Raw genomic sequence first — 24,158 nt, forward strand, 5'->3', positions numbered from 1 at the left:
CAGGGGCTTGTACGTTACAGCAGCGATTCTCCGCCGTCAATAAACATTTCACTTCCGGTAATATGTTTGGACGCGTCAGAAGCTAAAAAGGAAATTAAATCTGCTACTTCTTCAGGCTTAGCCGAGCGTTTAGCAAGCGGTTGATTGCCATTTGGATATTCAATTGGAATCGCGACTTCTTTTAATTTGTCTTCTTGACGGAATGTATTGCTTTCAATATTTGTATCAACTGCTCCTGGACAAATAACGTTAACGCGTATTCCGTATGTAGAAAGTTCAAGAGCTGCCATTTTGCCGAAGGCCATTTGGCCAGCCTTTGAGGAACTGTATGCGCTCATGCCGATGTTTGAAAAGGTACGGTTGCCGTTAATCGAGCTAGTAATAATAACGCTTCCTCCCTGAGCTTTCAAATAAGGAATAGAATGCTTCACGGTTAAAAAAGTACTTGTTAAATTTGTATCAATTGTTTTTGTCCAATCTTCTGGTGATAGTTCTTCAATAGAAGAGAACGTACCGTTGATGCCTGCGTTAATAGAAACAATATGTAATTGACTCCATAGGCTGCTGATCGTTTCGATACTCTCTTTTATACTTTCAGAGTCGGAGACGTCTGTTTTAATGGCTATACACTCTCCGCCGCTCGACATGATGGTCTCTTTTACTTCATGTAGTTTTTCTTCGTCTAAATCTAAAAGAGCAACGCGCGCTCCTTGTTCAGCTAATGTAATGGCTGAAGCACGTCCAATTCCAGACGCCGCCCCCGTCACGAGCGCAACTTTTCCAGTTAATGCAATCATTCGTAACCCCTCCATATAAAAATGTTGTTTCCTTTCTTTAGCCTATACGGAGGAAATAAAAACCTCTTTTAAAATATTTGTGTTTAAATTTGCTAAAAGATGCCAAAAGGAAAAGAGAAAACAGCGGCGAATTATTAATATGACGCCAGAACATGAAAAAGCTAATGTCAAATGAGCCTACTTGAGTAGCTAAAGATATAGCCTGTCTTTTCAGAAGAATGTTTATATAAAATTTTACATCAGAGGGACTTGCAAATCGTTCCTTGAAAGCTTACACTAGTAAAGCACAGAAAAAGGACGGTGTTTTATGAAGAAGAAAGATAATGTGATTCCATTCCCGCAAAGAAGGGAAGCGGCTGCTTATGTTCCCGCTTCTATTAGTTTAGATAAGGATATTGTGGAATTTTTAGAAATTATGAATTTTGAAGATCGCAATGATTTTTTAAATGAAATGATTGATTCATTTTTTAAATATGTAAAAGGTGAAGAAGACGAAGTAAGATAAAAGGTAACGTTAAAGACATCCAACGAGATGTTTTTTATTTTGTGACCAATTGCTTAAAAGGCATGCTTAAGCCTCGTATAGTTATTTATGGTATAGTATACATTAGATACTATCTAGCAGGTGCAAATGCGAGGAGTGATAAGATGAGTGGATTTAAAAAAGACATTCGTGCCGGATTTGAAGAACCACACTCACTAGAACAATTAAAGCATGAAATGGAGCAAAGCCTGTGGAATTTAAGAAAAGATTTGCGAAATGAAAATCGCTCGGAAACGGAAATGGAAATGATTAAAATTTCGCTGCTGTCACTATTTGAGGAACAGGCAAATAAATTGAGTGAAACTGAGCTTTCTGACTACCTTGCTGATTACCACAAAAGAGTCGAGCAGTTATTCGACAGGTATAGCTATAAATAAGACAAGCATCCTTGCGGGGATGCTTGTTTTTATTTGAGCAAAATTCGCTTGTATTCATTGCGCTTCAGAGGTTTGGATACATACCCGTCGGCTTCTAGCTGATAAATAATGGTCGCAGCTGCATATACGCTAAAGGCATGATCAAGACCAAAGTAGTCTTGCAAAGCGGCGACGCTCACTTCCTCTTGAAAGATTTTACTGCGATTCGATAAGACAATAGGGTAGACGTTTTTAACGATTTGCTTTGAAATTTCGAGTGTTAACATATTAAATCCCTCCCGTGTGAATGTACATAACTAAAGGTATTCAGCACGGTGTACATTCATGAAAAAGGGAGCGATTACATTTTTAAAAGATAAAGAAAAGAGGAGTAAATGCCCATAAAATCAAAGGTTTTATCTCTTTGTGGGGCATGTTTGAAAAACGCAGTATTTTTAGTGTATGACAAACATTTTCAAAAGTTCTATGGAATTATTAGGAGCAATTTAACTAAATCCACATATCTTAAAGTATAGCAAATGGAGGTGAAACACATGGGATACTACGGAGGTTACGGATACGGTTGTGGTTATAGCGGCGGTGGCTGCGGCGGCGGTTTCGCTTTAATCATTGTACTTTTCATCTTATTAATCATCATCGGCGCTTCTTGCTTCGGCGGCGGCTGGTGCTAATTATTAAAAAATGAGGACGACGCAACATCCACACTTTATTTCTTCAACTATTTCTTCCACAAAAGGTCTCTTCGGAATGAAGAGACTCTTTTAGTTTACTATTTATAATAACGTGTACAAACTACATGTTAAAAAAATTTATGCGTAGCTCTACATAAAAAAAAGACTCTGACTGAAATCAGAGTCTTTTTACTACTTATGCTTTTTGAACGTTAGCAGCTTGAGGTCCGCGTTGACCTTCTTCAACGTCGAATGTTACAGCTTGACCTTCGTCTAAAGATTTGAATCCTTCGCTTTGGATTGCTGAGAAATGTACGAATACATCGTCGCCGTTTTCGCGCTCGATAAATCCGAAACCTTTTTCTGCGTTAAACCATTTTACTGTACCTTTTTCCATGAATGTTGCCTCCTCGTGTGCTATGCACACATTGTATTACTATCCTTGCTCATGATCAAAATCTTTAAGACGAAAGTATTCACCTATCGATTGTTGCCGAACAAAAATAATTCTTCTTATAGAATAGCAAAAGATAATGATAATTGCAAGGAATGAAGAAAATTTAACGAAGATGTTGTCTTCCTTTAACGAAAGAAAACGAAAATTATACGGCTGAAAATAAGTAAGAAAGAGCGTATCAGGTCACACTATCTCTATATATAAGAAGAAAGGGGTAGTCATATGTTTAAACAAAAAGCTGGAGAAAAACTGATTGAACTGCTAATTGAATGGGGCGTTGATCATATTTACGGCATGCCAGGAGACTCCATTAATTCAATTATTGAACCGCTTCGCAAAGCCCAGGATAAAATTAAATTTATTCAAGTAAGGCATGAAGAAGCGGGAGCTCTCGCAGCAGCTGCATATGCGAAGCTAACGGGTAAAATCGGTGTATGTACGGCTATTGCCGGACCGGGAGCAATTCATTTACTAAATGGCTTATATGATGCCAAATTAGACAAAGCGCCCGTTTTAGCACTTACGGGGCAAGTAGAATCTGACCTCATCGGCAGCGATGCGTTTCAAGAAATTAATTTAGAGAGAATGTTCGATGATGTGGCTGTATATAACCAGCGAGTCATGTCCGCTGAGCAGCTTCCGACTGTAGTTAATCAAGCGATTCGAACAGCTTATGCTAAAAAAGGTGTGGCTGTGTTAACCATTCCCGATGATATTCCTCGTTTTGAAGTTGGATCAGAAGCACGAGAAACATCAAGCATCATTGTCAAGCAAGACATTTTCCCCCATAGAGAAGATCTTGAAAAAGCAAAAGATTTGATTGGTAAAGCGGAAAGTCCGGTTATCCTAGCCGGTCGAGGCACACATGAAATGAGAGAAGAGCTGCTTGCATTTGCAGAAAAAATCGCAGCACCTATTGTCCTTACGCTTCCTGGAAAAGGCGCAATACCGGATGAGCATCCATATTGTCTTGGAGGACTTGGATTAATCGGGACAAAGCCAGCGTATGAAGCAATGCAAGAAGCGGATACGCTTATCATGATTGGGACGTCCTATCCGTTTACAGGCTTTTTGCCAGACCATGCAAAAACGATTCATATTGATATTGATCCTGCACAAATTGGCAAAAGATATCCTGTAGATGCAGGGCTTGCAGGAGAAGCGAAAGCAACGGTTCAGTGGTTTTTAGAAAACGTTGGCCGCTCAGAGCATCGCCAGTTTTTAGAGCAAAGTCAAGAACGTATGAAAAAGTGGTGGAGTCAGCTTGATACCCAAGAAGCAAAAGAAAGCCTACCTATCAAGCCACAGCGAGTGATTCGAGCGCTTCAGCACGTAGCGGCTGATAACGCGGTCTTGTCCGTAGATGTAGGAAACGTCACAGTATGGATGGCGCGTCATTTTCGTATGACAAATCAGCAGTTTGTGATTTCAAGCTGGCTAGCGACTCTTGGATGCGGGCTGCCGGGCGCACTTGCTGGAAAAATTGCTTATCCCGAGAAGCAGGTATTTGCGGTCTGTGGAGACGGCGGCTTTGCGATGACGATGGCAGATTTTATTACAGCTGTTAAATACAATCTTCCGCTAGTTGTGGTGCTATTTAATAACCATAAAATCGGTATGATTAAATTTGAACAAGAAGTAATGGGAAATGCTGAATTCGGCACAGACTTAACAAATCCGAACTTTGCCAGGTATGCAGATATTTGCGGAGGTGTTGGCTACCGAGTAGAAAAAGAAGAAGAGCTGCTGCCGGCTTTTGAAAGTGCTGTTAGGCAAAACAAGCCGTGTATTATCGATGTAATCGTTGATGCAAACGAAGCGCCTATGCCAGCTAAGATTACGCTAGGACAAGCAACGGGTTATGCCAAGCATATGGTGAAAGAATTGTTTCAAGAAGGCAAGCTAGATTTACCTCCTCTATAAAAAAGAGGCCGTGACGAAAGTAGTTTAGTTGAAGAAAGATCCGAACGATGAATCGAGATTCTTGATGGAGAATCAACTTCGTTTGGGTTTTTTTTATTGGCATGGTGAATGTAGTTTTCATGTATTTCGTTGCTTCTAGCAGTTGATTGGAGAGCAAGGCGAAGACTCCTGCGGGAAAAGCGGAATAGGTGAGACCCCGCAGGAGCGTATGCGACGAGGAGGCTCACCGGCCGCCCGCGGAAAGCGAAGTCTTGCACGGAAATCAACTGCGGTGTACCAAGCAACCCATATGAGCTCATGTATCCCATTTGTTCGTCTTCAGATTGGACTGGTGTGGTTATGTCTCAATCTCTTTTTCATGGTGAAATTCATTCAATATGATTAACTATAAAATTATTATGTAAACTAAAATATCTAAAAATGAAAAATAGCTACTATTATAATTTTTGATACAGTGGATGAGCAAAAAAACACAAAATTGGATGGTCTTTTTTTATAAAACTGCTTTAAGATAAGAGAGATAAAGGATAAACTACTAATAAGAAAGTTTAAATGTAAGGACTGACGCCGCATGAACTGGAGACCAGATCGCGCTAGCAAAAAAGCGATTTATAAACAAATTGCAGAATATATTGAAAGCTGTATTTCATCGGGAGCGTTTCCGCCGGATTCTATGCTGCCATCAGAACGAACGCTTGCTGCTGAGCTAAACGTGAACAGAAGCACGGTAGTAGCTGCTTATGAAGAACTGCAGGCACTTGGAATCGTAGAACGTAAAAAAGGAAGCGGCACGCGAGTTAGTTCAAGCATCTGGGGAATTTCCCGTAAACGTATTCCAAACTGGGGGAGATATGTAGAAGACGGTTCATTTTTGCCTAATTTACCGCTCGTACAACGAATAAGAAGCGAAGCTTTGCGAACAGATTTTGTAAACTTAGCCAGCGGAGAATTGGCTCCTAGCTTATTTCCAAGTGAAGATTTTCAGCGAATATTAGCGGGCATGCCGTTTAATGAGCATTTAGGCTATGATCATCCTCACGGCAATGAACGTCTGCGTGACGCTATTGCTGCTCATGTTCATGAGTACCGGAAAATCTCCACCGATGCTAATTCCATTTTAATTACATCAGGTGCACAGCAAGCACTTCATTTAATTGTTCAGTGTTTGTTAAAACCAGGAGATGCAGTAGCGATTGAAGATCCGTCTTATAGCTATTCACTGCCGCTTTTTCAATCAGCAGGTTTACGAACGTTTTTGCTGCCTGTAGATAAAAATGGAGCCAACCCGGAGGACTTAGTAGAATTACATAAAAAGCATCGTATTCGTATGGTTTTTTTAAATCCGTATTATCAAAACCCGACCGGTATTGTGTTATCAGAAGCGCGTCGAAAGCGGTTTTTAGAGCTTTCTTCAGAATACGGCATTCCGCTTATTGAAGATGATCCTTATTCACTCACGGCATTTGACGGAAATGTACATCAAACGCTGAAATCGATGGACGAGAACGGAAATGTCCTCTATATCAGCTCGCTTTCTAAAATCGTGGCATCGGGCCTTCGAATTGGCTGGATAGTAGGGCCAGAGCAAGTGATTCAGCGCCTGGCAGACGCTAAGCAGCAAATTGACTTTGGCCACAGCATCTTTCCCCAGTGGATTGCTTATCAATTCTTAGATTCTCCTACGTTTTCTTCACATATTGAAAAGCTTAGACAAGAGCTCAAAAAGCAAGAGTATGCCCTGTCGTCGAGTCTGAACGAATTGCTCGGATCAAAAGTATCTTTCGATTCACCTCAAGGCGGGATTCACTTATGGTGCAAAGTAAATCAGCCGGTCGATGACTATCGACTATTGGAAGAATCGCTTAAAAGAGGAGTGGCTTTTGTACCAGGAAGCGTGCTGAGTTCTCAAAGCGGAGCTATTCGCTTTACGTTTGGCAGAGGGGAAGAAGAGGTCATTCGAGAAGGAATCAAACGATTTGCAAGCGCCCTAGAGAGTCTGGAATAGCTATAAACATAGGTAAACGTACCGGATGAAAGTTTTATTTTATTATTTCGTATAGATTGTTATGATCTTGTGCTATACTAAGAGTACCATTAACTTTACTTCTGTATTTGTACCGACTGGTCCTGTTGAAAAACAGGGCTTTTTTTTATGTTTGTACACAAAAAAACAGATCCTTTAAAGGATCTGTTTCTGATATGTTGTGTTTCTTATGCTTTTTGAACGTTAGCAGCTTGAGGTCCGCGTTGACCTTGTTCTACGTCAAATGTTACAGCTTGACCTTCGTCTAAAGATTTGAAGCCTTCGCTTTGGATTGCTGAGAAGTGTACGAATACATCGTCTCCACCTTCGCGCTCGATGAATCCAAAACCTTTTTCTGCGTTAAACCATTTTACTTTACCTTGTTCCATAATTGTTGCCTCCTCGTGCGGACTCGCACATTGTGGTACTATTCTTGCTCAAATCTAAAGACGAAAAGTGACAATACTCATACATCCCCACCGAACAAAAATAATTCTCTTACATCTTAGCAGAAATTTCCTATGTTTGCAAGCGCTTTATTTAAAAACCATTCGTATTTTTTAGACAAGTTTTTTATAAATCATGTCTAAAAAATGTCACATTTTGAACATTATAGAAAGGCTATTCTTTGTATTCGCTTTTACTGTAGTTATATAATAATGAAAATATGCTTTTTCTAAAGATAGACGACATGCATAAGAAACGTACATACTGAGTGCTGAAATGGAGTGGTAAAGATGAAGGTGGGTTTAATTGGTTTAGGAAATATGGGATTACCGATGGCGGAAAATATGATAAAGGCGGGTCATGAACTTGTTATTTATAACCGTACTGCTTCGAAGGCGGAAAGTCTTGTGAAAAAAGGAGCAAAGGTTGTGGAGACACCTGCTCAAGCAGCACAAGAAGCGAATCTTGTCTTTACGATTCTTTCAAACGATGAGGCTTTAGAAGAAGTAACGCTTTCAGAAGCCGGTGTACTTGCAGGCCTTCAAGAAGGTGGTATTCACGTCTCAGTGAGTACTATTAGCGTAGATTTGTCGGAAAAATTAACAAGCGCACATGCTGCATCAGGACAGCATTTTGTGGCAGCGACTGTTTTAGGTCGCCCCGACGCAGCAGCAGCAGCGGCTCTCAAAGTAATAGTTGCAGGTAATAAAGAAGCAAGAGAGCACGTTTGGCCGCTGTTTGAATCGATTGGTCAAACTATTTTCACTGTAGGAGACGAGCCTTACTTATCAAATGTAGCTAAGCTTGGCAATAATTTTTTATTAGTATCGATGTTAGAAGCTGTTTCTGAAGCAGTAGTCATGGTAGAACAGTATGGCATGCAAGCGGAGGAGTTTCTTGAAGTGGTTAATAGCTTATTTGCATCTCCTGTGTATAAAAATTACGGCAATTTAATTGCTAAAAGAGACTTTGATCCAGCCGGGTTCAAGCTGGAGCTTGGCCTAAAGGATGTAAATCTGGCTATTGATGCAGCCAAAAAAGTGTCCGCTCCGCTTCCGTTAGGAGAGCTTGTGAAAGGTCATTATGAACAAGGAATCGAAAATGGCTGGGGTCATTTAGACTGGTCCGCTTTACTAAAAACAGTTGAAGCTCTAAAAAAAGATAACTAAAAAGACGAAAAGGAGTGCAGCCCGTGAAAGCGAAAGGAAAGTGGGTATGGATTGTATCCTTGATTTCGATTATTTCGTGTCTGCTGTTTGCAGCGGGACTTGGAATGTCTATTTATGATTATGTTAGCGCCTCAAAAGCTACTGTAAAAGAAATGCCAAAGCCAAAGCAAGAAACAAGCAGCAGTAACAAAAGTACCAAGAATTATACGATTGTTGCTTTAGGAGATTCACTGACAAGAGGAACAGGAGATGCAGCGGGAAAAGGGTACGTTGGGTATTTAAAAGATAATCTTGAAGAAAAAACGAAGAAGAAAATTCTCTTAAGTAACTTTGGAATAAAAGGTCAAACGTCTTCGCAGCTGGCAAGTCAAGTAAAGCAGCACGAAATTCAGCGGCAGGTTAAGTCGGCAGATACCGTACTGATCACCATTGGAGGAAATGACTTATTTCAAGGCGGACAAACGCTGCAGAACTTAAATAAAAACAATATTCAAAAGCTAGAAAATGACTATTTAAAAAACGTAGACAGCATCTTAAAAAGCATCCGGTCGGCCAATAAAGACGCGACGATTTTTTTAATTGGTTTATACAATCCGTTTAGTAACCTGCAAGATGCAAAAACGACAACGGCTATTGTACGAGAATGGAATTACAAAAGCAGTGAATTAAGTGCTAATTATAAGCAAACTGTTTTTGTTCCGACCTTTGATTTGTTTCAGCTAAAGGTAGATGACTACTTATATACCGATAAGTTTCATCCTAATGCAAAAGGCTACAAGCTGATCGCAGAACGTGTAGCATCGCTTATTACGTGGTGAGGGAGGGAATGATATGAGTGAAGTAACGCTTTCAGTAAAAGGACTGAAAAAAGTAATAGGAAAACGAGAAATTATCAAAAATATTGATTTTGAACTAAAAAGAGGCGAAGTGTTCGGCTTTTTAGGACCCAATGGAGCCGGTAAAACGACAACGATTCGAATGCTTGTCGGCTTGATTCGCCCGACCGCTGGTTCCATTTATATTTGTGGATACAGCGTATCGAAGCAGTTTACAAAAGCGATGGAGCATATCGGCTGTATTGTTGAAAATCCTGAGCTGTATCCATACTTAAGCGGCTGGGAAAATCTGCAGCACTTTTCACGCATGATTCCTTCTATGACAGAAGAACGCATTCATGAAGTGGTGGAATTAGTTGGCTTGCAAGAGCGTATCCACGATTTAGTTCGCACGTATTCGTTAGGCATGAGGCAGCGTTTAGGAATTGCGCAAGCGCTTCTCGGAAAACCAAAAGTGCTTATTTTAGACGAGCCAACGAACGGACTAGACCCTTCTGGGATTCGGGATATGCGTAAATTTATTCGTTTTTTAGCTGAAAGTGAAGGTCTAAGCGTCCTAGTATCGAGTCATTTACTGAGCGAGATTCAGCTAATGTGTGACCGAGTAGCGATTATCGCAAAAGGAGAAGTTATTCACACAGAATCGGTGAAGACCCTGTTAACTCAGCAAGAGCGTTTACTGTGGAAGCTAGATCCGCAGCCTGCAGGAATAGACGTTTTAAAACAAGTGACGGACTTTGTGCAAGTGCAGGGGGAGTACGTCACGACGTTTTATGAAGAAGCTGAAGTGGGAGAGTGGAATAAACAGCTCATTGCAGCAGGAGTAACGGTAAAAGAAATGAATCGAAAGCTTCCAACTCTTGAAGATTTATTTATCGAAATGACAGGAGGCGAATCGATTGATTAGTTTGGTTCAAAATGAAATGATCAAGCTCGTTCGAAAAAAGCGCCTGTTAATCGTTACCCTTATTATGGGCGTTTTGATTTCCATGTTTACCTATGCTCAGCTTCGCGAAACACAGCGCCTTCAAGAAAAGCTAGGAACGACCGATTGGCGCAGTACGCTGCAGCAAGAAATTATCGATACGCAAAACCGGCTGAGCGGAAGCCAAATTTCAGATGATTGGCGCAAGCAGCTTGAAATTCGCGTGGCGCAGCAGCAGTATTATTTAGATAACGATATCAATCCTTCGGAACCAGGGGCACCAACGTTTGTGCGAGGATTCATTGAAAACGCCATTCAGCTTTTGCTGCCGCTGATGATTATGATTATTGCAGCGGATTTAGTGTCTTCAGAGTACAGCTTGGGATCCATCAAGGTATTGTTGACGAGGCCTGTGAAACGGTGGAAAATCCTGCTTAGTAAATACATCACGCTCGTCATGTCCGTCTCGTTTTTAATTTTAATGTTTGGCGTTTTGTCGTACCTCATTTCTGGCGTTGTATTTGGATTTAAAGGCTGGACAGCCCCGATTCTTACGGGGTTTAGCGTGCAGGGAAATGATTTAAATACAGCGGACGTCCATTTAATTTCGCAGTGGAGATATATTTTAATGGAGTTTGGCCTTGCTTGGTTTGTATCTTTGGTCGTTGGAACGCTTGCTTTTATGCTGTCCGTTTTAATTAAAAGTACGGCTGCTGGTATGGGTGTGATGCTTGCTTGTTTGATTGCAGGTACGATTTTAAGCAGTATGGTTTCTTCGTGGAATTCAGCTAAGTACTTGTTTATGGTCAATTTAAATTTAACTTCTTACCTGCAAGGCACAGCTCCTCCGACTGAAGGAATGACACTAGGGTTTTCCTTGGGTGTGTTAACCATTTGGGGACTTGCCGGGCTGCTCGTGTCGTTTCTGGTATTTACCAAAAAAGACGTGTACTAATTCCGTATAAGTTGACGATAATCAGGAACGTGCGTTATGATTGTGTTAACAAAAAATACTGTTTTGCTCAAAGGGGAGTAGCTCTTGCAGTAAAGTCGTCATTTCGAGATTATTATCTCCGGCTTTATTGACAATGCAAATTGTTAGCGAGACCTTTGCCAATGTTGCCATTGGTAAAGGTCTGTATAAAAACACCTTTACCACATGTGGTAAAGGTGTTTTTTGTTATTTCAAAAGAAGAGAGGAGCTTAAAAATGTCAAAACTATCGAGACTGTTAAAAAGCCCCGCTGTAAAAAAAGGAATAAAAAAAGCTGTACCCATTATTATGAAAGAGTTAAAGAAACGAAAATCGAAAAGAAGATAGCAGAAAAGAAACTAAGAAAGGTTGAGTGCTAAGTGAAAAAGTGGATGCTAGTCATATCAACTGCTGTTCTTTTTATGGTCGGCGGCTGTTCTTTTCTTGAAGATACAAGCAGTACGCTGAACTACGCAAATGATGCAAAAGATTACGTGAGTGAAGCGCAAAAGTTTGCTGAAGAAATACCGCCTCTAGCGGAAAAGGCTGTTAATGATGACGAGGCAATAAAGAAGCTAGAGCAAAAGCTGCAGGAAATGAAAGGAAAAGCTGAAGAATTTAATCAAACAAAAGCTCCTGACATCGCTTCTGATGTGCACGATCAGCTTGTTCAACAAAACGAAAAAATCATTAGTGGAATTGAAGCGTATGAAGCCAATATAAAGGATGGCAGCTTCAATCCAGAAGCGCTAAAAAACAGTGAATTGTTTCAATCAATTCAAGATGTATCAAGTATTATGAAACAAATTAAAGAATTAGGTCAGTAAGAAAACGCGGTTGAGAAAAAAGTATGTTAACTAAAAAACATCCGAACGATGAATCAAGATTCTTGATGGAGAATCAACTTCGTTCGGATGTTTTTATTTGTAGGTGAACGTAGGTTTCATGTGTATAGATGCTTTAGATTGGATTGATGTAGTAGGTATGTCTTATGACTCAACATCGTTTCTTTGTTATAAATGTAAAATTATATAAATATATCTATTTATTAGAAAGAAAAACCTTTTCTTTCTTTTTTATATCTACGAAATTTTGTTAGAAGCTGTGACAAACTTAATGTCTGCTTTTCGTATCCTATGTATAGTACATATATCCACACCGCTTGAAATAAATTTTTTTTGAATGAAAAGAGGATGTGGGAACGTTGATGTATTAGGTAATAAGACTCATTCTAAAAGGATGATTCATCCAATTAATAAAAACTATAGTCCTTGATTTTGAAGAGGGAAACTAAAAAAATTTTTCGGTTTACAAAAAGCTAATAAAACGCATACAAATGGTTTACTAAAAAATCAAAAAATTTACATCCTTTATAAATCTTTTCTGCTATACTATTTTTGAACAGTTGCTAGATTTATAGCGATGATAACTTACTTGAAAGGTGAATGGTAGATGAAAAAGAACAAAAGTAGTAAAACGAAAAAAATCCTATCCACATCACTGGCACTTTCTCTATTATCTATGCCTCTTTTAACTACACAGGCAGGAGCGGAAGAACGTCATCCTGGACAAAGCTCACAGCAAAGCAAGCATCAAGGCCATAATAAAAAAGATGCGCTTGTGAACATACGTCTGATGGAAACAACCGATGTTCATACGAATCTATTAAACTATGATTATTTCAAAGATGCCTCTTACGAGAAAGTGGGTTTAGCTAAAACCGCTACCTTAATCAAAAACGCTCGAAAAGAAGTAAAAAACAGCTTATTAGTAGATAACGGAGACCTCATCCAAGGAACGCCTCTAGGCACGTATAAAGCCAAGATTGACCCGCTAAAAAAAGGGGAAGTTCATCCTGTATTTAAAGCAATGAATCAGCTGGATTATGATATTGCAACACTTGGAAATCATGAGTTCAACTATGGATTAGACTTTCTAAAAGAAGCGTATAACGACGCGAACTTTCCTTACATAAATGCCAATGTCTACGTTGATGATCATGACAACAACCCGAAAAACGATAAAAATAAATTTATGCCTTATAAAATTATGAATAAAAAAGTCGTCGATGAAAATGGAAAGAAACGAACGATTAAAGTTGGTTTCATTGGCTTTGTACCGCCTCAAATTAACGATTGGGATAAAGCAAACCTTGATGGAAAAGTCATTACAAAAGGCATTGTGGAAACAGCCAACAAATATATTCCAGAAATGAAGAAAAAAGGCGCGGACGTAGTTGTTGCAATGGCTCACTCTGGATTTAGCAGCAACAAGCAAAATACGGAAGACGTTATTTATTCATTAAGTGAAGTAAAAGGCATTGACGCTATTACGTTTTCACACACGCATAAAGTCTTCCCTGCTAAAACGGAAGCTGCGCTAGACGGTTTGTTCCTCGGAGCAGATAAAAAACCTCTTCCTGGAGTTGATAATGCAAAAGGAACGATCAACGGCGTTCCGGCTGTTCAAGCAGGTTACGGCGGAGGGTCACTTGGTTTAATTGACTTAACGTTAAAAGAAGAAAAAGGAAAATGGAAAGTAGTAAGCTCTCAATCGTCCACGCGTGAAACGTATAAAGACGTAAAAGACGCGTCAGGGAAAACGGTTACGCAAAGCACGGTAGAACCGGATAAAGGCGTTGTTAAAGCAGTTCAAAAAGATCACGATGCAACGGTTAAATACGTGAACACACCAATCGGTAAAACGACCGATGATATTCACAGCTATTTTTCTCTTGTGCAAGATGATCCATCTATTCAAGTTGTGACAAACGCACAAAAAGATTACGTAGAAAAATATGTTTCTCAAAACAAGCCGGAATACAAAGACCTGCCGATCTTATCAGTGGGAGCACCTTTCAAAGCAGGAAGGAACGGCGTGGATGAATATACGGAAATTAAAAAAGGGGATTTAACGATCCGAAGCGCTGGCGACCTGTATCTATATGACAACACGTTAAAAGCAGTTAAAGTAAAAGGTTCTGTTGTAAAAGACTGGATTGATATGTCTGCAGGTAAGTTTAATCAAATTACACCGAACAAAACAGAAGAGCAGGAATTATTAAACCCAAGCTTCCCTGTTTATAACTTCGACGTTATTGATGGCGTTCAATACCAAATCGACGTAACAAAACCAGCAAAATACGATGTGAATGGAAACGTGATTCACGGAGATTCAAGCCGCGTTGTTAACTTAACGTATAACGGCAAGCCGGTTGATCCGAACCAAGAGTTTATCGTTGTGACAAATAACTACCGAGCTGGCGGAGGCGGAAACTTCCCTGGTCTAAAAGGAAGCGAGCTTGTGGTGGATTCAGCGGATGAAAACCGTCAAATTCTAATGGACTACATCACCGAGCAAAAAGAAATTACACCAACAGCTGACGATAACTGGTCCATTGCACCAATTAACGGAACGGCTAACGTGACGTTCACAAGCTCACCGCGCGGAGAAAGCTATTTAACTGAAGGAAGCAACATTACGTATACAAATAAAACGGATGACAAAGGATTCGGCATTTACAAAATTAATTTAAACGGCGAATCAAAAGATAATACAAAGGTTCAGCTTTTAGGGATGAACGACCTGCACGGTCAGCTCGATACAGATACAAAAATCAATTCAAATGGCCAAACGCTTTTAGCTGGAAATATGAAATATACAGCAGCAGCTATTCGTAAACAAGAAGCTGAAAATCCGAATACGCTTTTAGTTCATGCAGGAGACATGATTGGCGGAAGTCCGCTAGTTTCAGCGCTGTTTCAAGACGAGCCAACGGTTGAAGTGATGGAATCGCTTGGATTTGATGTAGGCACGCTTGGAAATCATGAATTTGACGAAGGCATTGCTGAGCTTCATCGTATGATTGAAGGCGGAGACCATCCAAAAGGCACAAAAGGATACGACGGCATGAATTTCCCAGTAGTAGCGGCAAATGCTTATGATACTTCAACTGATAAATTAATTACGGAACCTTACGCGATAAAAGAAGTAGGCGGCAAGAAAATTGGATTCATCGGCGTTGTAACACAAGAAACGCCAAGCATGATTGTTCGTAAAGGAAATGAAAACTTAAAAATTACGGACGAAGCAACAGCGATTGATAAATATACGGAAGAGCTGAAAAAGCAAGGTATTAAAGCCATTGTAGTACTTGCTCATAATCCATCTAATCAAAATGGAACGTCTACCGAATTTGATGCAGCCGATATCGCTAAAAAAATTGATGATGAAGTTGACGTGATCTTTTCAGCTCACAATCACGTATACAACAACAAAGTAGTAGATAACAAACTAATCGTTCAAGCTTATTCATACGGCTCAGCGTTTTCTGACGTAGACGTTGAAATCGATAATACGGGTGACATCGTGAAAAAAGATGCAAAAATTGTGACCGTTTATCAAAAAGACTATACGCCAGATCCTGAAGTTTCAAAGATTATGCAAAAATATGAAGACTTAGCAGCACCTATTAAAGCAGAAGTGGTTGGAAATTCATCTACTGCTCTAGCAAAAGGTTATCCATCTAGCGGAGCAACGGGCGATATCGCGCTTGGAAACTTAATTGCTGACGGCATGAAAGCAGAAATGAAAGCTGACTTTGCGTTAATGAATGGCGGAGGCGTTCGTTCACAGCTTGATGCTGGTGACGTGACATACGGTGATTTATTTGCGATTCAGCCGTTTGGCAACGTCTTAAATAAAGTAAAGCTAAGCGGAGCGGATTTAGAAACGGTGTTAAACAATCAAATTACATCATCTGGACTAGATTTCCATATTGCAGGCTTTAACTATACGTGGGATGGAAGCACGAATAAAGTAGTTGATATCAAGCTTCCAGATGGAAGTAAAATTGACAAAGAAAAAGAATATACAGTAGTAGTCAATAACTATATGTATGGAAATGAAAAATACGGGATTGGCGCACTTTCTTCAGATATGGAAGTGGGACCAGAAGATTTACAAGCAACGGTAAACTATATTAAAACACTTAATAGCCCGTTTGAATACAAAGCAGAAGGACGTATTCAAAACGTGGCAGCTGCTAAAACAGCTGAACAGCAAGAGCCTGCTTTGAAAATAGCTCAATAAGCCAAAAAAGACTGTCTCATAACTCGGATTTCCGGTTTAGAGACAGTCTTTTTTTAGTAAGCTGACTTACCTTTTAAACTTTAAATCAACTAATTTATGTCACAACAGCCCACTTAATTTTTGAAACAATCACCAGATTGTGGTATTCTTTCCATGGAAAGAAGATTTACGTAAACGTTAAAAGTGGTATAAAAGATTTCACTATTTTTTCATTTATTTGCGCTATGATATAGAGCTATATAGAGTCTGAAAAAGAATGTGTTCGCTATAGTAAAGGAGTAAATAAACGTGGCTATTAATCTACAAAAAGGTCAAAAAATTGATTTAACAAAAGGAAGAGAAGGCCTATCTTCTATTACGGTTGGATTAGGATGGGATCCTGTAAAAAAACGCAGCTTTTTTGGTTTCGGAGGAAACGGACCAAGTATCGACTGCGATGCATCTGTTCTTATGCTCAATTCGAACGATAAGCTTGTAAGTAACTCAGCCGTTGTGTATTTTGGAAATCGTCACAGTAACTGCGGGAGCGTTAAGCATTCAGGCGATAACCTTACCGGAGCAGGTGAAGGGGACGATGAACAAATTTTTGTTAATTTGAGAAATGTTCCTGGAAACGTACATAAACTTGTGTTTGTAGTCAACATCTATCAGTGTGTTGAGCGAAATCAAGATTTCGGTATGATTAAAAATGCGTTTATTCGAGTTGTGGACAGCGCTAAAAACGAAGAGCTTGTACACTTTAATCTATCTGAAGATCATTCAGGAGCAACCGCTTTATTTGCAGGTGAAATTTACCGAGACGGGAATGAATGGAAGTTTTCAGCAACTGGAGATGCAACGAGAGATACTGGATTGGCTGAAATTGCAAACAAATATACAAAATAAACAATTTGAAAAGAGGGAAACGAAATGGCTATTAATCTTTCAAAAGGACAAAAAGTAGATTTAACAAAAACGAATCCAGGGTTAACAAACGTAGTAGTAGGTCTTGGATGGGATGTAAATAAGTATGACGGTGGAAACGATTTTGATTTAGATTCATCTGTCTTTTTATTAAACGGAGCAGGAAAATGCGCTTCAGAATCTGATTTTATTTTTTACAATAATACGACGGGTGCAAACGGAGCGGTTGAGCATACCGGAGATAACCGTACAGGCGTAGGTGAAGGAGACGATGAGCAGGTTCAAGTAGATTTGAAAAATGTGCCTCAATCTATTGAACGTATCGCGTTTACCATTACGATCCATGAAGGGGAAGCACGCGGTCAAAACTTTGGCCAAGTAAGCAACGCCTACGTTCGTATTTTAAATGCAACAAATGACGAAGAGTTAATTCGTTATGATTTAGGTGAAGACTTCTCGATCGAAACAGCCGTTGTAGTAGGAGAGCTGTACCGACACGGCGGAGAATGGAAGTTTAATGCCATTGGCAGCGGCTATCAAGGCGGCTTGGCGGCACTTGTCAACGACTTTGGTTTAAACACCTAATCATTAAAGTAAGAAAACGTACGGAGGATGTTTTTATGTCAATTTCTTTATCAAAAGGTCAGCGCATTGACCTAACGAAAACCAACCCAGGATTAACAAAAGTAATAGTAGGCCTTGGATGGGATACAAACAAATATGCTGGATCTCAGGACTTCGATTTAGATGCATGTGCATTTTTAGCCAATAAATCAAGTCAGGTTGTAAATGACGAGGAGTTTGTTTTTTACAACAATTTGAAAAGTCCAAATGGCGCTGTGGAGCATACCGGTGACAACCGTACGGGTGCAGGAGATGGAGACGATGAGCAAATAGCCGTTGATTTTTCCCTTCTTCCTGACTACGTTGAAAAAATCGGAATTAGCGTCACGATTCACGACGCAGATGCTCGCGGACAAAACTTTGGACAAGTATCCAACGCGTTTGTTCGTCTGATAGACGCCGAAACAAATGAAGAAGTGCTTCGTTATGATTTAGGTGAAGATTTTTCAATCGAAACAGCTGTTGTAGTGTGCGAGCTATACAAGCACGGAAACGACTGGAAGTTTAATGCCATTGGCAGCGGATTTTCCGGTGGCTTGGCCGACCTTTGCCGCAACTACGGATTATCCGTATAAAAAAGGCATGGGATAAATGAAAAAGAAAGGGTGCTTTAACGAGTACCCTTTCTTTTTAGCATGTATATGTCTGAAAAGAAAGGAGCTGTAAGGCGTGAGTAAACTAATTGATCCTCATATCATTAATCTTAACGAGCAAAATGGAACTTCTCTTTTTTCTCAAGATGTTTCTCTGCGAGGTGACTTTATACAAAATGAGCAGCAAATTTCCTATAAACAAGTGGCAGGAAGATATGTAGGCACCCATCTTGATGCGGACGAGTACGCAGCTTTTCTTTATGAACTTGCGCATTCATCATCATCGATCCTTGTCCTGCACGATAAGCTTGATAAGTCCATTTCAAATGATAGATTAAAAGAAGTACAAACGATTCTTAAAATTAATCAAGAAGAACGCGGTCTTTCTGTCAATCGACTGTTTGCTTTTTTAGAAGGAAAAAAGCTGATCGTGAAGTCAGAAAATCCCGTTATACATAGAAGAATACGCGAAAAATTTATTGAAACCTTAACGTGTTTTAAAGAACAGCATGCAGATGGTTTTATGGACGGGCATTTTCAACGCGTATTAATCGATTTAATAAAGTGGCAGTTGAATCATGTAAAACCTTGGATGGTCGATCAAGCATTTCCTGAGCACGCGCCTCGCATCATGTGGTATGGAGATGCGAATAAAAGCGAGCAGTATTTTCTCTATTATTTGATTTTACTAGGTTTTGACGTCCTTACCTTTCATCCAGAAGGAAAGGATCATTTAAAAGAAGTAGATAAGAATCAGCATTTAACAACGGTTTATACGTTTCCTTCTACTAGCTCGCTTTTACCTTTTCCAACGGATAAACCGGTTCGAAAAGGTACGGTAGCATTTCGAGCGTCTCAAGAAATTGAGCAAGTGCTTCATTCAGAGGAGTCCATGCTGTATAAACCTTGGCAATTTCGTTCGTATTTTCCAACTTCAGTTACTCTTAAAACGACGTATGATGAGATTTTTTTATTAATGAGAGAACGGGCGTTTATTCGCCCTAATTTTGAAGTGTCAAAGCCATATGTACACGTGCCGGTTCTGTTTTCAAAAGTGCTTGGCATTTCCAAAAACCGAAAAGAGTACTGGAGTAAAGTGCATGAGCTCATGCAAACAGAAAATGAGTTAGCTCTTACTGTTGACTCTGTTCCTTTTGCCCAAAAAATAGAAGGAAATAATCACTTTCACTACCAAGGCGCTCTCGGAAGTGATGGGACACTCAGTCCAGATAAAATGATTGAAAGCAACTGGTGGCGCTATAAAGAGCTGCCTATCGGGCTTCAACAAGGGCTAGCTGCAGCTATTTCCAGATACTGTGCACATTCAAAGCTCCTTCGGTTGGATCATGAAGATGCGTATCAGCATCAAATGTACTTGTTTAATCAGTCTTTGAAGCTTCCAAACAACGTGCTTCGCATGCTTCAAAAATTTGATTATACGCAGCACGTCCCTCGGCTCATTATTTATCACGGAAATGAACATGAAACGTTTACGCGTGAAGATGCAGCTTTACTGCTTCTATTAAATGAATTTGGCGTTGACATTGTTCTTTTTAATCCGACCGGTCAAATAGATATAGAAGCGTTTGTCGAAGAAAAATATTTCGATATACATTGGCTAGAAGAAATTAGCTTTAATGAAGAATTCAAAGAGCCGTCGCTCATTCAAAAATGGTTAAAACGAATCTTTTAAAGAAAGAAGGGTTTTTAAATGGCAACCAACGAATTACAGCCTTTAGATGTAAACGAAGCCGAAGAAGTTTTAGAAACAAAGCCTAATGAAGTAAAAGCAAAACTGCGAGAAGAGCCGGAAGTACGTCGCTTAGCAGAACAAATTGATTATAAAAATCAGCTGGCTTTACTTGAGTATGGGAAAGAAACAGCCAATGAAATTTCCTCGTTTTCCGGAAAAGTGCTTAGTACAATTAAATCGTCTAGCATGGAAGAGTCAAGTCAATTATTAAAGCAGCTTGGAAAGATTATGGACAAATTTGATGCAAAAGATTTTGTTGAAGATAAAGGGTTTTTCTCTAAGCTTTTTAAACGCGGTCAAAAAATAGTGGATAAGCTGTTTCAAAAATATGAAACGATGGGCTCTGAAATTGATAAAGTGTATGTAGAGATTACAAAATATGAAACCGAAATGAAGCATTCAACCACGACGCTTGAACAGCTTTATGAGCAAAACTATCAGTATTATATAGAGCTTGAAAAATACATTGTAGCGGGCGAAGTAAAAGTAGAAGAGTTAAAACAAGAGCTAAAGGTGCTTGAAGAAAGAGCGTCGAGTGGAAATCAGCTGGCGGCAATGGAGCTTCAAACCTTAAAAAATGCGGTTGAGCTGATGGAGCAGCGATTATATGATTTAGAAATGGCAAAACAAGTATCTTATCAATCCGCTCCTCAAATCCGTATGCTGCAGCGAGGAAATACAAAGCTGATTGGCAAAATTAATTCTGCGTTTATTACAACGATTCCTATTTTTAAAAATGGACTCATTAACGCAATCGCAGCAAAACGTCAAAATTTAGTAGCCGAGTCTATGAACGAATTAGACAAACGTACAAATGAACTGCTCATTCGCAATGCAGAAAACATTTCACAGCAAAGCGTTAAAATTGCCAAAATGTCGGGTGCGCCCAGCGTAAAAGTAGAAACGATGGAACAAACGTGGAATATTATTATGAAAGGAATGCAGGAAACAAAAGCAATTGAAGAAGAAAACAAACGCCTTCGTGAAGAAGGACTTGTTCGCTTGGAACAATTTCAAGAAAACTTCAAAGCGCTTGAACATAAGATGTAACGAAAAAGCGAGAATCTTTATGATTCTCGCTTTTTTTGCCTATACGTTTGCTGGAAGTCTTAACCATAAGAGATTAGTGAAAAGCGTGAAAGGGTATCAGATATAAAAGAAGTATTATCCAAAATAAGATAGTTATTTCCAGAAAGCGTTTGTACACTTTTATGCTTTTTTCGAATTTGTTTAAACAATCTTTTATAATTTAAGTTAAAAACTTAAAAAAATTAAGCTTTTTAAGTTTTTTAGTGGTTTTTAGTTTTTCTTTGCGCTACAATTAGCTCATATCAAAGTAAAAAAGGAGGGTATTCGGGTGTATCAAGAGCAGCGCATGAGTGCGATTATTGAATACCTTCACACACACCGCACGATTACATTAGACGAAATTTGCGATATGTTTACCGTTTCAAAAGATACGGCGAGGCGCGATTTAGTCAAGCTTGAAGAAAACGGCGAGGTTATGAGAGTTAAAGGCGGAGCGACGCTATCGTCAAGTCATATCATTGATTACAGTGAACGAACGCCTACCAAAGCGAAAGAACAAATTGCTAAAGAAGCAGCTTCGTTAATGTCGGAGGGGTATGACGTGCTTTTAGATACGTCTTCTACCATCGCACTGATGGCGGAGTATATGGATGTAAAGCATGTAACCGTTATTACAAATTCCATTGATAATGTGGATTTGCTCGATCAATATACAGCGTGTGATACGTTTTTGCTGCCGGGCAAGTTTAACGGGAAAAACCGTAACGTCACCGGGCCAAGAACGATTTCTACGTTGCAGGAATACAAAGTAGATCAGCTGTTTTTAGGTACGTGCGGCGTTGGTGCAGCTGGTATTACATCTCCAAGTGAAGAAGAAGCGTTTTTAAAAAGACAGATGATTCAATGCGCAAGACAAGTTATTATGCTTGCGGATCATACAAAGTTTGAACGTGAATTTTTACATCGAGTATGCGATATGAGCGATATTGATATCTTAATCACAAATAAAGAGCCAGAAGCGGATGTAAAAGAAAAAATAGAACAAAATCAAGTGCGGCTTATCGTAACAGATTTTGATAAAGGAGAGGAAACACAATGAAGAAAATAAAAGTAGGATTAGTAGGATACGGATTTTCAGCAACGGTCTTTCACACGCCGCTTTTAAGCGTGTTAGAAGAATTTCATATTTCAAAGGTAATGAGTTCAAATCCTGAAAAAGTAAAGAGTGACTTAGAGGATGTTGAAGTAGTGAGCACTCTATCTGAACTTCTAGAAGATGACAGCATTGATTTAGTTATTATTACAACGCCTAGCGGCATGCACTATGAAATGGTGAAAGACGCACTACGCGCAGGTAAGCATGTAATTGTTGAAAAGCCGATGGTCGTATCAGAAAAAGAAGCAAATGAATTAATTCAATTAGCAAAAGAACAAGATGTTCAATTAAGCGTCTATCATAACCGCAGATGGGATAATGATTATTTGACGGTGAAACAGCTGATTGAAGAAGCGGAATTAGGCGACGTTAAAATGTATGAAGCTCATTTTGACCGCTATCGTCCAGCTGTTCGAGACCGCTGGAGAGAAAATGAAGGACCTGGGTCAGGAGCGCTTTACGATTTAGGATCTCATTTAATAGACCAGGCCTTACACCTTTTTGGAATGCCTGAATTTGTTCAAGCTGATGTATTTGGTCAGCGAGATCATGCACGTACGGATGATTACTTCCACGTAGTGCTTGGATACGGTTCTCTTCGCGTTATTTTACATTCAAGTGCCATTGTGCCAAGCAACGGGCCGCGCTTTCAAGTTCATGGAACAAAAGCAAGCTATATTAAATACGGCATTGACGGCCAAGAAGATATGCTAAGAGCCGGCAAGAAGCCTGTGGACGATACGTGGGGAGCCGACAGCCCTGAACACTACGGGAAGCTGACCACTGGCGAAGGCGAAACGAAAGAAATTCAAACGCTGCACGGTTCTTATGTGACGTATTATCAAAAAATTGCCGACAGCCTGCTTCGAGGAGAAGAGCTTCCGGTTTCAGCAGAAGAAGCTCGTGACGTGGTTAAAGTTATCGAAGCGGCATTTGAAAGCAGCAAAGAAAAACGAGCGGTTTATTTTAACTAAGGAGCGAGAAACAGTGAGTAATCATTCGGCAGAGAAACTGCTTGAAAAAGTAGTTCAGCAGGAAAAAGAACTGATCTTTCATCAATTTACAAATGACCAGGCTTTACAGATCGGAACGGCCCTTATTAATGAAGCAAAAAGTAAAGGGAAAGCCGTTACAGTAAGCATTAAACGAAATGGTCAAACTCTCTTTCAACATGCGATGGAAGGGGCTATTCCCGATCATGAAGAATGGATTAAACGAAAATCAAACACCGTTCTTCGTCACCATCACAGCTCGTACTATATGAAGCTGTACTGCGAGTTAAAAGATCGTTCTTACGCGCAGTTTTACGCAGCGGATCCTCAGGAATTCGAAGCAGTAGGAGGGTCATTTCCAATTTCGGTTAAAAACGTCGGCGTAATCGGAACCATTACCGTATCAGGCATGTCGCAAGAAGAAGATCATGCACTTGTGGCAGATACGATTCGTAGCTTTATTTCGTGAAGAAAGAACTTAGGATAGGAATAGTTTAAGGAAGATCCGAACGATGAATCGTTCGGATCTCTTTATTGGTTTGGTAAACGGAGGTTTCGCTGAGTGATTACCTGCTAAAGTGCTTAATAGCAGAATCATTTAAAGAAAAATCTTCTTTAGTAAGCGCCGTTTGATTCTGTGTTTCGCATTCTTTAGTAGGATGCTCTTCTTTTTTAGAAACAGCAGAAACTTCTTCGTTATTTTCATACGTGTAGTTTGTTGACATTATATTTCACCTCTTGTATCTAGTGTTTGAGGTACAGAAAATAAAATAAGAAGAAATATCAGGAATACCTTGAAAAGAAAAGTATACGCTTTAAATTATTTGAACTCATGCAAGAAATTGTCTACACTAAACACTGATACATAAATCGAGT

At 39.6% G+C, this 24,158-nt stretch carries 25 protein-coding genes; 20 read left to right on the forward strand and 5 right to left on the reverse strand.

What is annotated here, in order from left to right; all coding sequences use genetic code 11:
* Positions 1–14: 14 nt before the first annotated feature.
* Positions 15–797 carry an SDR family oxidoreductase gene (locus tag AC2YJL_RS10600; protein WP_487374733.1) on the reverse strand — a complete coding sequence of 261 codons (783 nt, stop codon included), beginning with the start codon at positions 795–797 and terminating at the stop codon, positions 15–17.
* Between the two features lie 307 nt (positions 798–1,104).
* Between AC2YJL_RS10600 and AC2YJL_RS10605 the strand changes: the two genes are divergently transcribed.
* The gene (locus tag AC2YJL_RS10605) at positions 1,105–1,302 is read left to right on the forward strand and encodes a hypothetical protein (RefSeq protein ID WP_014459743.1); all 198 of its coding nucleotides are present in this window, start codon (positions 1,105–1,107) and stop codon (positions 1,300–1,302) included.
* 143 nt (positions 1,303–1,445) lie between these two features.
* Complete coding sequence (locus AC2YJL_RS10610) at positions 1,446–1,718, forward strand: hypothetical protein (protein WP_230932769.1); 273 nt, start codon at positions 1,446–1,448, stop codon at positions 1,716–1,718.
* 29 nt (positions 1,719–1,747) lie between these two features.
* Here AC2YJL_RS10610 and AC2YJL_RS10615 read toward each other — a convergent pair whose 3' ends face one another.
* The gene (locus AC2YJL_RS10615) at positions 1,748–1,984 is read right to left on the reverse strand and encodes a hypothetical protein (protein WP_013057410.1); all 237 of its coding nucleotides are present in this window, start codon (positions 1,982–1,984) and stop codon (positions 1,748–1,750) included.
* Between the two features lie 267 nt (positions 1,985–2,251).
* Here AC2YJL_RS10615 and AC2YJL_RS10620 point away from each other — a divergent pair, with 267 nt between their 5' ends.
* Positions 2,252–2,389 (forward strand): YjcZ family sporulation protein, encoded by a 138-nt coding sequence (locus AC2YJL_RS10620; protein WP_098113090.1) that lies wholly within the window; start codon positions 2,252–2,254, stop codon positions 2,387–2,389.
* Between the two features lie 196 nt (positions 2,390–2,585).
* On the opposite strand, the gene AC2YJL_RS10625 is transcribed toward AC2YJL_RS10620, so the two are convergent.
* Complete coding sequence (locus AC2YJL_RS10625; RefSeq protein WP_013057408.1) at positions 2,586–2,786, reverse strand: cold-shock protein; 201 nt, start codon at positions 2,784–2,786, stop codon at positions 2,586–2,588.
* Positions 2,787–3,068: 282 nt separating this feature from the next.
* On the opposite strand from AC2YJL_RS10625, the gene AC2YJL_RS10630 reads away from it, so the two are divergent.
* The 3 genes from AC2YJL_RS10630 (at position 3,069) to pdxR (ending at position 6,774) form a co-directional block, all read left to right on the forward strand.
* Positions 3,069–4,769, forward strand: coding sequence for a pyruvate oxidase (locus AC2YJL_RS10630; protein WP_251568288.1), 1,701 nt, complete (start codon positions 3,069–3,071; stop codon positions 4,767–4,769).
* A 142-nt stretch (positions 4,770–4,911) separates the two neighbouring features.
* Positions 4,912–5,154 carry a hypothetical protein gene (locus tag AC2YJL_RS10635; protein ID WP_195696817.1) on the forward strand — a complete coding sequence of 81 codons (243 nt, stop codon included), beginning with the start codon at positions 4,912–4,914 and terminating at the stop codon, positions 5,152–5,154.
* A gap of 186 nt (positions 5,155–5,340) precedes the next feature.
* Positions 5,341–6,774, forward strand: a complete 1,434-nt coding sequence (gene pdxR / locus AC2YJL_RS10640; RefSeq protein WP_034651371.1) for a MocR-like pyridoxine biosynthesis transcription factor PdxR — start codon at positions 5,341–5,343, stop codon at positions 6,772–6,774.
* A gap of 206 nt (positions 6,775–6,980) precedes the next feature.
* Here pdxR and AC2YJL_RS10645 read toward each other — a convergent pair whose 3' ends face one another.
* Complete coding sequence (locus AC2YJL_RS10645; protein WP_013057405.1) at positions 6,981–7,181, reverse strand: cold-shock protein; 201 nt, start codon at positions 7,179–7,181, stop codon at positions 6,981–6,983.
* 348 nt (positions 7,182–7,529) lie between these two features.
* Between AC2YJL_RS10645 and AC2YJL_RS10650 the strand changes: the two genes are divergently transcribed.
* The 14 genes from AC2YJL_RS10650 (at position 7,530) to AC2YJL_RS10715 (ending at position 23,751) form a co-directional block, all read left to right on the forward strand.
* Positions 7,530–8,408 (forward strand): NAD(P)-dependent oxidoreductase, encoded by an 879-nt coding sequence (locus AC2YJL_RS10650; protein WP_230932768.1) that lies wholly within the window; start codon positions 7,530–7,532, stop codon positions 8,406–8,408.
* A gap of 23 nt (positions 8,409–8,431) precedes the next feature.
* On the forward strand, positions 8,432–9,226 hold the full coding sequence (locus tag AC2YJL_RS10655) for an SGNH/GDSL hydrolase family protein (RefSeq protein WP_230932767.1): 795 nt from the start codon (positions 8,432–8,434) through the stop codon (positions 9,224–9,226).
* Between the two features lie 13 nt (positions 9,227–9,239).
* Positions 9,240–10,151: an ABC transporter ATP-binding protein gene (locus AC2YJL_RS10660; protein ID WP_098333044.1), complete on the forward strand. Its 912-nt coding sequence runs from the start codon at positions 9,240–9,242 to the stop codon at positions 10,149–10,151.
* Complete coding sequence (locus tag AC2YJL_RS10665) at positions 10,144–11,124, forward strand: ABC transporter permease (RefSeq protein ID WP_014459751.1); 981 nt, start codon at positions 10,144–10,146, stop codon at positions 11,122–11,124. The genes AC2YJL_RS10660 and AC2YJL_RS10665 overlap by 8 nt, the downstream gene beginning before the upstream one ends.
* 397 nt (positions 11,125–11,521) lie before the next feature.
* Positions 11,522–11,968, forward strand: coding sequence for a DUF6376 family protein (locus AC2YJL_RS10670; RefSeq protein ID WP_028408237.1), 447 nt, complete (start codon positions 11,522–11,524; stop codon positions 11,966–11,968).
* A gap of 625 nt (positions 11,969–12,593) precedes the next feature.
* Positions 12,594–16,232 carry a multifunctional 2',3'-cyclic-nucleotide 2'-phosphodiesterase/3'-nucleotidase/5'-nucleotidase gene (locus tag AC2YJL_RS10675; RefSeq protein ID WP_487374734.1) on the forward strand — a complete coding sequence of 1,213 codons (3,639 nt, stop codon included), beginning with the start codon at positions 12,594–12,596 and terminating at the stop codon, positions 16,230–16,232.
* Positions 16,233–16,520: 288 nt separating this feature from the next.
* Complete coding sequence (locus AC2YJL_RS10680; protein WP_487374735.1) at positions 16,521–17,117, forward strand: TerD family protein; 597 nt, start codon at positions 16,521–16,523, stop codon at positions 17,115–17,117.
* A gap of 24 nt (positions 17,118–17,141) precedes the next feature.
* Complete coding sequence (locus AC2YJL_RS10685; RefSeq protein WP_487374736.1) at positions 17,142–17,720, forward strand: TerD family protein; 579 nt, start codon at positions 17,142–17,144, stop codon at positions 17,718–17,720.
* Between the two features lie 35 nt (positions 17,721–17,755).
* Positions 17,756–18,334, forward strand: coding sequence for a TerD family protein (locus AC2YJL_RS10690; RefSeq protein WP_025751617.1), 579 nt, complete (start codon positions 17,756–17,758; stop codon positions 18,332–18,334).
* 94 nt (positions 18,335–18,428) lie between these two features.
* Entirely contained in the window at positions 18,429–20,045 is a 1,617-nt protein-coding gene (locus tag AC2YJL_RS10695; RefSeq protein ID WP_025751618.1) for a YceG family protein, read from the forward strand.
* 18 nt (positions 20,046–20,063) lie between these two features.
* Positions 20,064–21,155 (forward strand): toxic anion resistance protein, encoded by a 1,092-nt coding sequence (locus AC2YJL_RS10700; RefSeq protein ID WP_050690657.1) that lies wholly within the window; start codon positions 20,064–20,066, stop codon positions 21,153–21,155.
* A 307-nt stretch (positions 21,156–21,462) separates the two neighbouring features.
* Entirely contained in the window at positions 21,463–22,233 is a 771-nt protein-coding gene (locus AC2YJL_RS10705) for a DeoR/GlpR family DNA-binding transcription regulator (protein WP_028408243.1), read from the forward strand.
* Positions 22,230–23,264, forward strand: a complete 1,035-nt coding sequence (locus AC2YJL_RS10710; protein WP_230932762.1) for an oxidoreductase — start codon at positions 22,230–22,232, stop codon at positions 23,262–23,264. The genes AC2YJL_RS10705 and AC2YJL_RS10710 overlap by 4 nt, the downstream gene beginning before the upstream one ends.
* A gap of 13 nt (positions 23,265–23,277) precedes the next feature.
* A complete protein-coding gene (locus tag AC2YJL_RS10715; RefSeq protein WP_230932761.1) occupies positions 23,278–23,751 on the forward strand; it encodes a heme-degrading domain-containing protein in 474 nt (157 codons plus the stop codon).
* Between the two features lie 97 nt (positions 23,752–23,848).
* On the opposite strand, the gene AC2YJL_RS10720 is transcribed toward AC2YJL_RS10715, so the two are convergent.
* On the reverse strand, positions 23,849–24,007 hold the full coding sequence (locus AC2YJL_RS10720; protein ID WP_168769257.1) for a hypothetical protein: 159 nt from the start codon (positions 24,005–24,007) through the stop codon (positions 23,849–23,851).
* Between the last annotated feature and the right edge of the window lie 151 nt (positions 24,008–24,158).

This window comes from Priestia sp. SRI_019 (genome assembly GCF_057586255.1).

Bases quoted from the DNA above. Each gene is read 5' to 3' on its own strand.
- AC2YJL_RS10690 (WP_025751617.1), top strand. From the start codon at position 17,756: ATGTCAATTTCTTTATCAAAAGGTCAGCGCATTGACCTAACGAAAACC.
- AC2YJL_RS10630 (WP_251568288.1), top strand. From the start codon at position 3,069: ATGTTTAAACAAAAAGCTGGAGAAAAACTGATTGAACTGCTAATTGAA.
- AC2YJL_RS10675 (WP_487374734.1), top strand. From the start codon at position 12,594: ATGAAAAAGAACAAAAGTAGTAAAACGAAAAAAATCCTATCCACATCA.
- AC2YJL_RS10610 (WP_230932769.1), top strand. From the start codon at position 1,446: ATGAGTGGATTTAAAAAAGACATTCGTGCCGGATTTGAAGAACCACAC.
- AC2YJL_RS10605 (WP_014459743.1), top strand. From the start codon at position 1,105: ATGAAGAAGAAAGATAATGTGATTCCATTCCCGCAAAGAAGGGAAGCG.
- AC2YJL_RS10620 (WP_098113090.1), top strand. From the start codon at position 2,252: ATGGGATACTACGGAGGTTACGGATACGGTTGTGGTTATAGCGGCGGT.
- AC2YJL_RS10600 (WP_487374733.1), bottom strand. From the start codon at position 797: ATGATTGCATTAACTGGAAAAGTTGCGCTCGTGACGGGGGCGGCGTCT.
- AC2YJL_RS10650 (WP_230932768.1), top strand. From the start codon at position 7,530: ATGAAGGTGGGTTTAATTGGTTTAGGAAATATGGGATTACCGATGGCG.
- AC2YJL_RS10720 (WP_168769257.1), bottom strand. From the start codon at position 24,007: ATGTCAACAAACTACACGTATGAAAATAACGAAGAAGTTTCTGCTGTT.
- AC2YJL_RS10625 (WP_013057408.1), bottom strand. From the start codon at position 2,786: ATGGAAAAAGGTACAGTAAAATGGTTTAACGCAGAAAAAGGTTTCGGA.
- AC2YJL_RS10660 (WP_098333044.1), top strand. From the start codon at position 9,240: ATGAGTGAAGTAACGCTTTCAGTAAAAGGACTGAAAAAAGTAATAGGA.
- AC2YJL_RS10685 (WP_487374736.1), top strand. From the start codon at position 17,142: ATGGCTATTAATCTTTCAAAAGGACAAAAAGTAGATTTAACAAAAACG.
- AC2YJL_RS10615 (WP_013057410.1), bottom strand. From the start codon at position 1,984: ATGTTAACACTCGAAATTTCAAAGCAAATCGTTAAAAACGTCTACCCT.
- AC2YJL_RS10645 (WP_013057405.1), bottom strand. From the start codon at position 7,181: ATGGAACAAGGTAAAGTAAAATGGTTTAACGCAGAAAAAGGTTTTGGA.
- pdxR (WP_034651371.1), top strand. From the start codon at position 5,341: ATGAACTGGAGACCAGATCGCGCTAGCAAAAAAGCGATTTATAAACAA.
- AC2YJL_RS10700 (WP_050690657.1), top strand. From the start codon at position 20,064: ATGGCAACCAACGAATTACAGCCTTTAGATGTAAACGAAGCCGAAGAA.
- AC2YJL_RS10710 (WP_230932762.1), top strand. From the start codon at position 22,230: ATGAAGAAAATAAAAGTAGGATTAGTAGGATACGGATTTTCAGCAACG.